The 5,000-nt window shown below is 42.0% G+C and carries 5 protein-coding genes and 1 pseudogene (1 of these 6 cut by a window edge); 4 read left to right on the top strand and 2 right to left on the bottom strand.

Features of this window, described 5'->3' with window-relative positions; translation table 11 throughout:
- The 4 genes from CLV95_RS06740 to plsX form a co-directional block, all read left to right on the top strand.
- On the top strand, positions 1 to 509 hold the 3' portion of the coding sequence (locus tag CLV95_RS06740; protein ID WP_002726273.1) for a YfgM family protein. It extends 235 nt beyond the left edge of the window; the window shows 509 of its 744 coding nt (coding positions 236–744); the start codon falls outside the window, past its left edge; its stop codon occupies positions 507 to 509.
- Positions 509 to 1,126, top strand: a complete 618-nt coding sequence (hisG, locus tag CLV95_RS06735) for an ATP phosphoribosyltransferase (RefSeq protein WP_002726231.1) — start codon at positions 509 to 511, stop codon at positions 1,124 to 1,126. Before CLV95_RS06740 ends, hisG begins: the two co-directional genes overlap by 1 nt.
- 273 nt (positions 1,127 to 1,399) lie before the next feature.
- Positions 1,400 to 1,600, top strand: coding sequence for a 50S ribosomal protein L32 (rpmF, locus tag CLV95_RS06725; RefSeq protein ID WP_002734612.1), 201 nt, complete (start codon positions 1,400 to 1,402; stop codon positions 1,598 to 1,600).
- A 5-nt stretch (positions 1,601 to 1,605) separates the two neighbouring features.
- Positions 1,606 to 2,613, top strand: a complete 1,008-nt coding sequence (gene plsX / locus CLV95_RS06720; protein WP_002726344.1) for a phosphate acyltransferase PlsX — start codon at positions 1,606 to 1,608, stop codon at positions 2,611 to 2,613.
- A gap of 869 nt (positions 2,614 to 3,482) precedes the next feature.
- Here plsX and CLV95_RS06715 read toward each other — a convergent pair.
- Together CLV95_RS06715 and CLV95_RS20050 are read right to left on the bottom strand one after the other, a co-directional pair.
- Positions 3,483 to 4,091, bottom strand: a complete 609-nt coding sequence (locus CLV95_RS06715) for a hypothetical protein (RefSeq protein ID WP_002734617.1) — start codon at positions 4,089 to 4,091, stop codon at positions 3,483 to 3,485.
- A gap of 2 nt (positions 4,092 to 4,093) precedes the next feature.
- Positions 4,094 to 4,897: pseudogene (locus tag CLV95_RS20050) on the bottom strand (ATP-dependent (S)-NAD(P)H-hydrate dehydratase); the annotation flags it as partial.
- Positions 4,898 to 5,000 lie beyond the last annotated feature (103 nt).

Genomic DNA, 5,000 nt, shown 5'->3' with positions numbered 1-5,000 from the left:
TGGATAAAAAATTCCGCGCTAATCCGACGATCGATTTGAAAGAGAAAATTCAGGCTTACGAGGAGATTTCCGCTCAGTATTCCTCCAAAAAATTGGAACTTAGGCTCGCTAAGATTCTCAGTGACTTGTATTCCCGTAACGGAGAATTTCAAAAGGCCGCTGATAAGTTAGAATGGGCCGGAAAGAAGATCGAGGAGCCGACTCCAGTGAAAGCGTATTATTTCTATCTCGCCGGAAATCTTCGGGAAAGAGAGGGAAATTTCACGTTAGCCGAAACTGATTTTAACACGTCTGCGACCTTGCTTGCAAATACGAGAGAGGCCAGTGGATTTTTAGCTTGGAGTTTGTACCAAACGGGAAGGCTTCAGGTAAAGAACGGCAAGAAAGCGGAAGCGGTCGAATCTTTAAAAAAGGTATTGGATCAGGAAATCAAAACCCCGGCTAGCGATTACAACACCGTCAAACAATACGCTACGTTTTTACTTATACAACTCAATCAAAAAGGCTAATGCTTACTCTGGCTTTGCCCAAAGGAAGACTAGCCGAGGAAAGCATCGATTTGATGATTTCCAAGGGATGGCTTTCCGCAAAGCCCGATCCGGATTCTAAAGAGCTCATTTATAATGACCCCCTAGGAAAAATTCGGATTCTTCTTGTACGTTCCCAAGACGTGGCGACTTACGTGGAACAATGTGCGGCGGATGCGGGGATCAGCGGCTGGGACGTCCTTAAGGAAGGCGGTTACGATTTGGCCACCCCTCTGGATTTGGGGATTGGAAAATGCAGGCTTTCCCTCGCCGCTCCTGAAGGTTATACATTGGAAGCACGTCATCGTAAGATCCGTGTTGCGACCAAGTATCCGAACTTAGCGAGAGAATTCTTTTTTCATAAAGGGTTGTCCTGCGAGATTTTTAAACTCTACGGAAGCATAGAACTGGCGCCGCTTGTCGGTCTTTCCGATTGTATCGTGGATTTGGTTTCGACCGGTGGGACTCTTAAGGCTAACGGCCTCAAAGAGCTGAATATAATCTTAGAATCTTCCGCCAGATTGGTTTTCAACCGGTCTTCTCTCTACGGAAAACGGAAGGAAGCTGCGGAATTTATGGATTCTCTCTCCAAAATCTAAAACAGACCATAAGAAGTGTTTTGTTCAAAGTTCCACACGACTGTCTTTCTAGCAAAGAGCCCGTCTCAAAACCTTAGGAATATAAGAGCTTACAATGTAGTTGTATTTGCCTTGCAGGATAACTTTTAGAGACCGAGACGGCTAGTTTCTCAGAGTGTTCCCATTTTTGTTCCCAAAAGGGTTTTCTTCTTCGCATTGGATCGAAATAATAGTTGAGGATTAGCACCCTCAAAAAAGTATTGTTTAACAATTCAATTTCCCAAGAGGAAAGCAATGGCAGTTCCCAAAAGACGAAAATCGAAATCAAAAGTTAGAACAAAACGGGCGCATCATGCCATCGGAAAGCCGAATTTGGTTCCTTGTCCTAATTGTAGTGTTTACAGGTTACCTCATAGAATTTGTCCTACCTGCGGGTTTTATAAAACCGGAATCGTTTTAGAGCCGAAAGTCAAGAAGCCAAAAGAAGAAAATTAATTCCTATGATGTGGATCGCCGTCGACGTAATGAGCGGCGATTACGGGCCGGAGAAAATTATTGAAGGCGCCGTAAATGCCGTAAATCAGGATGGGGCTAATGTTGTTCTGGTCGGCAAAGAAGAAGAAATCGGGGAAATCCTCCTCAAGTTCGAATACGACACATCGAGAGTAAGAATCCAGCACGCTTCGGAGATCATTGATATGAACGATTCTCCTTCGATCGCAGTGCGTGCTCTTCGGGATTCTTCCGTGGTCCAAGCCACACAACTTGTAGCTGATAAAACCTGTGTAGGTATGTTTTCTCCCGGAAATACAGGAGCAACCATGGCTTCGGCTCTTTTGTATCTGGGGAGAATTCCCGGCGTTTTGCGTCCTCCGATTGCTGCTCCGATCCCTCAGGAGAACGGTCCTCCGATGCTTTTGTTGGACGCCGGGGCTAACGTCGATTGTAAACCGGATTACCTGGCTCAGTTCGCTGTAATGGGCGAGATTTATTCAAAGCTAATATTCAATATTTCTAATCCTAAGATTGGAATTCTTTCCAATGGAGAAGAAGACAAAAAAGGAAACGCCGTTTCTTTAAAAGCGTTCGAAATGATCAAGAAACTTCCGGTTTGTTTCGTAGGAAATGTGGAAGGACGAGACCTCTACGGAGGTGGCAAGGATGTGGATGTTGTGGTCTGCGACGGTTTTATCGGAAATATTGTGTTAAAAGCGACCGAGGGTCTTTCCAAATCCATTTTCAACGTTTTGCGTGAAAGCATCAAACAATCTAGTCTGGCTCAAACCGGAGCCTTGCTCCTCAAGCCTACCTTTGGAGCCATCAAAAAACGTTTGGATTATGCGGAATATGGCGGTGCGTTATTACTTGGTGTGGACGGAATCTGTTTGATTGGTCATGGATCGTCTAATGCTCTTTCTGTGCAAAGAGCGGTTCGGGTGGTAACTGAATGCGCACAACGTCAAATTAATGATCGTATTGCGGCCGATATCAAAAAGTATGATATTTAATACCGGTTCGATTTAGGAGCCGGTCTCAGAACTGTCTTCTGCGGAGTGGTATTGCCGCGACATATGTTTGATTGGGCGCTCACGTTATTTTGATCTATTGCGAATTTAAAAAATGTGAGTTTGATATAAGAAAGTTTGGGTGAATCCAGTCTTTGCTTGCAGAGGCTGGGCTGAAATTAAAGTGTATTCTTTCCTATGTTTCTTGTCTCAGCCCTTCCGCAATTTTTTACATAAAACCATAAAGTTTAAACTTATCGAGCGATTCATAAAGAGCGAGATAGTCGTAGCCAGCGAAAGCGCCGGGCGAAGACTCTTAGCGTAGCTAAGATAAGCGATTCATAAAGAGCCATAACCTTACCCACAAATACTTGGATCTGAAGATAAATCTGTCGGAATTACTACAAATCCTCTGTGAAACTTACGCCCCACCCTGATTTTGGGTGGAGGGGAGAGGCGGTGGGAAGACTCGGGAGGTTTTCTTTACCACAAAATCATACTTCTTGCAAGTAAAAAGCCTCATTCTTGTCGGAACACTTGAAAAATATCAGTTTTTGATCCTTATGATCCCAAAAGCCTTCTTAATTTGTGGGTAACGTTATGATAAAGAGCGAGATGCTTTCGTTTCTTAAAGTCGGCTTTCTTGACTCCGTCGATTCAAAAATATCATACTCGGAAACTGCCTTATGTTCAAGAATCACGTTAATCTATGAATCGCAACATAATAATCGCTTTCGCATTTGTTATGCCGAACTCACATTACTTTAATTTTTCCCATACCGGAAAAGTTCATATCTTGAGTTCGGACGTCTTCGTTTGAATGTTTGTTCCGTCGCCTAAAGGATGAAAGTCGGTCGAAAAATGAATTTTGTTTAAGGATTCTCGATCGATAAAAACTTTTGGCCTTCCTTGTGGGAGATGATTAATACTAATTTTAAACCGCTCTGAGAATGGACTTTACGGAATATTCTTTCCAGAAAGTTTTCGAAAGATTTTGTTTTACAGTCGGGAGGAAGTGAATCAATCGCATCGTCGCTTAATCTGAATCTTGCAAATTCAATTTTGCCCGGATATAGTATTTTTTGGGGAATGTTCCAAATCGTATTCACACAATTGATGCCGTCTTTGCTATTTAAGAGAATTTTAAAATTCCAACTTGTATCGGGAAAACGAGTCTCCTTTGAGTCGTCTTCATTTTTCATAAATAAAAAGAAGGTCGGAAAACCTTCCTTACCTTCTCGACTCGATTTAACATATAAGGTGATGGATCCGATTTTCAATTTAGGAGAGGAAGATTGAATCGTGAATGCTCCAGGTAAAGTCGTTCTTGCGACCATACCGATTACTAAAACGACTAAAACCAAATTTAAGATAAAAATCAAACGTACTCTCGAAAATTTACCGCCACTAGATTGTTTTCTATTTTCTTCCAGGAATTTTCTGAATTCTTCCGGAGAACGAGAATGATAACCGCCGCCCATGTCTAATTGTTCCCCTTTGCCAGTAGTTTACGAATTTCGGAAGCGGTTGGAAAACCTTTTGATTTTTTTACCGCTTGAGTGAGTAAAGAAAATGAAAGTTGAACTGCTTCGGGGATCGTAAAGCTCCTCGAGAGATAAAAGGAAAGAATTCCGACCAAAAGATCCCCCGTTCCCATCACGGCCAATTTCGGCTCCGGTGTCTCCCAAAGAAAAACGGTCCCGTTCGGGTCTATTAAAAAGGAGGAATGCCTTTTCCACAATATATACGTCTTGAAGTTTTTTGTGTATTCTTTCGTAAGAGAAATTCCTTGTTCGATTGATTTTATTTTTGTGTTTAAAAGATTTTCCAGTTCTCCCGTGTGGGGAGTCATCAATGTTTTTTCATGCAATAGAATATTCTGATATGCTTTAATAGCTCCCGCGTCAAGAACGCAGAATTTTTCTTTCGGTAAAGGAAGAATCGGACATTCTTTCGTTTTTAAGCCCGGACCTAAAAGAAAAACGGATGCTTTTCGAACGAAAGGAAGATTTATGATATCGGAACTTTCCGAAATCGTATTCACCATCAAAGAAGGATCTTTTTTTAAAACTCCCCGGATTGTTTTTTCGGAGGGGGTCAAAAGGAGAGAAATTCCCCCACCTAACTCATGAAATGTGAATAAAGAAGAAAGCGCCGCTCCCGACATTCCCTGGGAGCCCCCGATGAGGACCAATGAGCCGTTTTTGTATTTATGAGAATTTTCTTCTCTTAGAAAGGTTTTTTTTAGAATGGATTTTGGAATTTTTTTCCAAAGGATTTTACAGGTTTGAATCTTGGACTCGAAAGGAACTCGATCTTTGATTTCATTTAATTCGGTTTCTTGATTTTCGTTGAACGAATCTCTTCCTCTTCTGTTGGATTCGATTCTG

The organism is Leptospira borgpetersenii serovar Javanica (assembly GCF_003046425.1).
In the GTDB taxonomy this organism is placed as follows: Bacteria; Spirochaetota; Leptospiria; order Leptospirales; family Leptospiraceae; genus Leptospira; species Leptospira borgpetersenii.
Note: the sequence above shows the minus strand (reverse complement) of the source record. Positions and strands in the feature narration are given on the sequence as shown.

Coding starts and splice junctions, on each gene's coding strand:
- hisG (WP_002726231.1), top strand. CDS start 509: ATGCTTACTCTGGCTTTGCCCAAAGGAAGACTAGCCGAGGAAAGCATC.
- rpmF (WP_002734612.1), top strand. CDS start 1,400: ATGGCAGTTCCCAAAAGACGAAAATCGAAATCAAAAGTTAGAACAAAA.
- plsX (WP_002726344.1), top strand. CDS start 1,606: ATGATGTGGATCGCCGTCGACGTAATGAGCGGCGATTACGGGCCGGAG.
- CLV95_RS06715 (WP_002734617.1), bottom strand. CDS start 4,091: ATGGGCGGCGGTTATCATTCTCGTTCTCCGGAAGAATTCAGAAAATTC.